Origin of the sequence: Treponema sp. UBA753 (assembly GCF_002297325.1) — a bacterium.
In the GTDB taxonomy this organism is placed as follows: Bacteria; Spirochaetota; Spirochaetia; order Treponematales; family Treponemataceae; genus Treponema_D.
The window spans coordinates 1-3971 of the sequence record NZ_DBKJ01000131.1; the positions used below are offsets into that span (position 1 = coordinate 1).

At 39.3% G+C, this 3971-nt stretch carries 3 protein-coding genes; 1 reads left to right on the top strand and 2 read right to left on the bottom strand.

Translation table 11 applies throughout. From position 1 onward, the window contains the following. Nucleotides 1-84: 84 nt before the first annotated feature. Together B4C08_RS10380 and B4C08_RS10385 are read right to left on the bottom strand one after the other, a co-directional pair. Nucleotides 85-981 carry an MBL fold metallo-hydrolase gene (locus B4C08_RS10380; RefSeq protein ID WP_296665138.1) on the bottom strand — a complete coding sequence of 299 codons (897 nt, stop codon included), beginning with the start codon at nt 979-981 and terminating at the stop codon, nt 85-87. 155 nt (nt 982-1136) lie between these two features. Further along, complete coding sequence (locus tag B4C08_RS10385; RefSeq protein ID WP_296665140.1) at nt 1137-1955, bottom strand: sigma-70 family RNA polymerase sigma factor; 819 nt, start codon at nt 1953-1955, stop codon at nt 1137-1139. A 507-nt stretch (nt 1956-2462) separates the two neighbouring features. Here B4C08_RS10385 and asnS point away from each other — a divergent pair. Next, the gene (asnS, locus tag B4C08_RS10390; protein WP_296665142.1) at nt 2463-3923 is read left to right on the top strand and encodes an asparagine--tRNA ligase; all 1461 of its coding nucleotides are present in this window, start codon (nt 2463-2465) and stop codon (nt 3921-3923) included. Nucleotides 3924-3971: the final 48 nt, after the last annotated feature.

Sequence of the window (3971 nt, forward strand, 5' to 3'; positions counted from 1 at the left end):
TCCCGTGTCGTAGCACGGGAATGACACTTAAATTACTGTTCTTATCAAAACTCGAATTTCAGGCTATGTAAAAAAAATGCAAGGTTAACACACAAGCTCAAGTCCGTCGTAGGCAGGTCCTATATAAAATCCGTTTTCTGCGTTTTTTTTCAGCAGAGGAAACTTCCACAAAATGCTTTTTACATAATCTTCTATTTGAACGTGGCTCATGTTATGCGTTATGTGAGTCAGATAAACGTTTCGCGGATTCATTTTTTGCGCCGCTTCAAGTGCCTGTTCAAACGAAAAATGCGTCGAATGAGGTTCCAGCCGCAATCCGTCGATTACAATATGCTCAAGAATTCCTGATGCTTCTTTTACAAGTTCAATTGAATTTTCCGGCACAAAACTGCAATCAGTAAGATAGGCGATGCTGTGTTTTTTTCCGTCCTTCCCTTCCTCGCTGAACAAAAGTCCCATGTCATCTAAATGCCCGTGCTTGAGCATTACAGGTAGAATTTCAATTCCGTTTATAAAAAGAGGATTTTTTTCGCTGACATTTTCCGCGCTCATAATTTGAATTTTTGGTTTTCCGCCGCCTTCTTTCATCGGAGTAAAAATGTAGTCGAATCTGTGCCGAATGTCATGCTCCGCGTAAGTTGTTGTGTAAATTTTTAGACCTTCGCCTTCAGTTTCCTTGTTGTCAGGATGCGCCGGATCAAGAGCCTTTGTGTGACTAAAAACGCGCAAGTCGTCAATTCCATGAAGATGATCCGCATGGCTGTGAGTTATAAAAACCGCGTCAACTTTGGTAATTTTATATTTCAACGCCTGAATTCTAAATTCCGGCCCGACATCCACAAGAATATTTGCAGGACTTTCAAGAAACGCGCTGCATCTTAACCGGTTGTCCCTCAAATCGCTTGAACGGCACACATTGCAGCCGCATCCAATCACAGGAATTCCGTGGCTTGTTCCGGTGCCAGTAAGAATCATTTTCATAAGCATATCATACTTCTTTGAATAAATTTTTGAAATAGCCGCATAAAGTAAAAAAAACAGAGGCTCCGGCGCTGAATAAAATTCACAACCGAAGCCTCTCAATCTGCGCAAGAGAAATTGACAGTAAAAGGAGACTAAGAACTGACTAAAATGCCCTAAACAGCAAAAACACTCTCCATTGCAGATTTAAGATGTTTTTTGGCGCGGAGTTCAGCCTGGCGCACTGCCTCTTGGCTCAATCCTACAATCCTACCGACTTCACGCAAACTTTTTGAATGCAAGTCATAGTCAAAATTGTAACGATGCCGCAAAACACTCTTTTCTATTCCTGTTAAAGAATCCATAAAAAAATTAACGCAGCTTTTGGAATCCTCTCTAACCGCAAGCTCTTCTGGAGAAAACCCAGTGTCCGGGATAATCTCGCCTAACGAAACTGATTTTCCTTCATCAGCAACTTCAGTATCAAGAGACGCAACTGTATAAGAAGTGTCAAGAACATCTTTTAGGCGTTCTTCTGAAATCCCTGCAAAAAGCGCAAGTTCCTTAACAGAGGCTTCTCTTCCGTTCTGCTGAAAGAAAATATTCTGAAATTTCTGGATGCGGCGCAAAAGAGTTTCCCTGTGCACCGGAATCAAAATTGGAGAACTATTGGCACTGATGAATCTCATAATGTGCTGCACAATCCATCTGTAGGCATAAGTTGAAAATCTTGTTCCAAACGCTGGATCAAATCTTTGGGCAGCAGTCATAAGTCCAAGGTTTCCTTCTTGAATCAAATCCATAATGCTAAATGCGCCTTTTTTGAATTTTCCTGCAACGCTCACAACAAGCCTAAGATTTGAATTAACAAGCAGATTGAATGCTTCTTTGTCTCCAGACTTGATTCGTTTTGCAAGCGCAATTTCTTCTTCGGCGGAAAGCAGAGGATATTTCTTCAATGAATTCAGATATCCATGGGCAACATCAATTTCCATAACAAAACTCCATAACTTTTTTAATCTCATAATACACTGGCATACATTGTGCCAAGTAAAGAAAAGTATAGATAAAAACCGACATTTTTCTTGAAACTAATGCGTATTTTCTTGCAATTCAAGGAAATAAAATCTTAAAAAAAATTTCAATTCAAAAGAATAAAATTCAAAGAAAAAACAAAATTACAAAAAAGTAGACAGATGAGCAAAAAATTATCTGTATAAATTTATATACAGTGTAAAATTGTAGACAGAAATATATGTCATCTTCGAACTTGATTCGAAGAACTTTTATAAATTTACATGAGGTGGAAATGTCAAGTAATAAGAAATCAAATTCCTATTAAAACAAACAAAATGTTCCTATTGCAACGGGAATGCTTATTTTGTTCAAACAGGAACAGCCTTCCTATTAGAACAGGAATCACGTTCCGCTTAGAACAGGAAGCGGTTTCAGCTTAAAACATTAATTGACCATATAAAATCAATTCATTAAACTGTAAAATTATGACACCTATTCTTATAAAAGATTTGCTTTCTACAAAACCGGAAAGTCAAAAAGTTACAGTTTGCGGCTGGATTCGTTCTGTACGCGACTCAAAAAATCTTGTTTTCATTCAGGTAAATGACGGTAGCTGTTTCGCTAATATTCAGCTTACTTTTGACAGAAATTCGCCTTCTCCAAATGCAAATGTAAATAATATAGAAGAAGAATTAAAAAAACTGAACACAGGTGCATCTATACGTGCAGAGGGAATTTTAATTGCTTCCCCTGCAAGCGGTCAGGCTGTGGAAGTTACTCTTGAATCGCTGAAAATGCTGGGCGCGTGCAATCCAGAAGAATATCCTCTGCAGAAAAACAGAATGTCTATGGAATATCTTCGCACAAACGCACATCTTCGTGCCAGAACAAATACTTTTGGCGCAGTTTACAGAGTGAGAAACCAAATGGCTTTTGCCGTTCATTCGTTTTTTCAGGAACGCGGATTCCAATACATCAACGCCCCGGAAATCACTTGCTCTGACTGTGAAGGCGCAGGCGAAATGTTTCAGGTTACAACGCTTTCAATGGAAAAAATCGTTGAGCTTGGCGTAAAAGCAGGAGCTGGCGGAATGAAAATTGAGGACGCCCACAAAATTGTTGACTATTCAAAAGACTTTTTCGGCAAAAAAGCATCTCTCACTGTTTCCGGTCAACTTGAAGCGGAAACGATGGCAACCGCATTAAGCCGCGTCTACACTTTTGGACCTACTTTCCGTGCAGAAAATTCAAACACTCCGCGCCACTTGGCTGAATTCTGGATGATTGAGCCGGAAATGGCGTTCTTTGACCTTGATGACGACATGGACATTCAGGAAGATTTCGTAAAATATCTTTTAAATTGGGCTTTAACAAAATGCCGTTCAGACTTGGAATTCTTTGACAAACGAATTCAACCTGGACTTATTGAAAGCCTTGAAAAAGTCGCAAAGGCAAAATTCGTTCGCATTTCCTACACAGACGCAATTGCAAAACTTGAAGAAGCTGAAAAGAACGGAGCAAAATTTGAATTCAAGCCGTACTGGGGCTGCGATATTGCAACTGAGCACGAGCGTTATCTTACAGAAAAGATTTTTGGTTGCCCGGTAATGGTTTTTAACTATCCAAAAGAAATAAAATCCTTCTATATGAAACAGAATGATGACGGAAAAACTGTAAAAGCAGTAGATGTTCTTGTTCCTGGAATCGGTGAATTAATCGGCGGCTCTGAGCGCGAAGAAAATTACGAAAAACTTTTAAAAGCGTGCGAGGAACGCAAGATGGATATGTCAAACTATCAGTGGTATCTTGATTTGCGTAGATTCGGCACAGTTCCTCATTCCGGATTCGGACTGGGATTTGAGCGACTTATCCGTTACGTTACAGGAATGGAAAATATCCGCGACGTAATTCCTTATCCACGAGCACCAAAACTCGCTGATTTCTAAAAAAATTTAGGGGATGTCTAATAATTTCTAAATAATTGCAATATATGC

Coding starts and splice junctions, on each gene's coding strand:
- B4C08_RS10385 (WP_296665140.1), bottom strand. CDS start 1,955: ATGGAAATTGATGTTGCCCATGGATATCTGAATTCATTGAAGAAATAT.
- B4C08_RS10380 (WP_296665138.1), bottom strand. CDS start 981: ATGAAAATGATTCTTACTGGCACCGGAACAAGCCACGGAATTCCTGTG.
- asnS (WP_296665142.1), top strand. CDS start 2,463: ATGACACCTATTCTTATAAAAGATTTGCTTTCTACAAAACCGGAAAGT.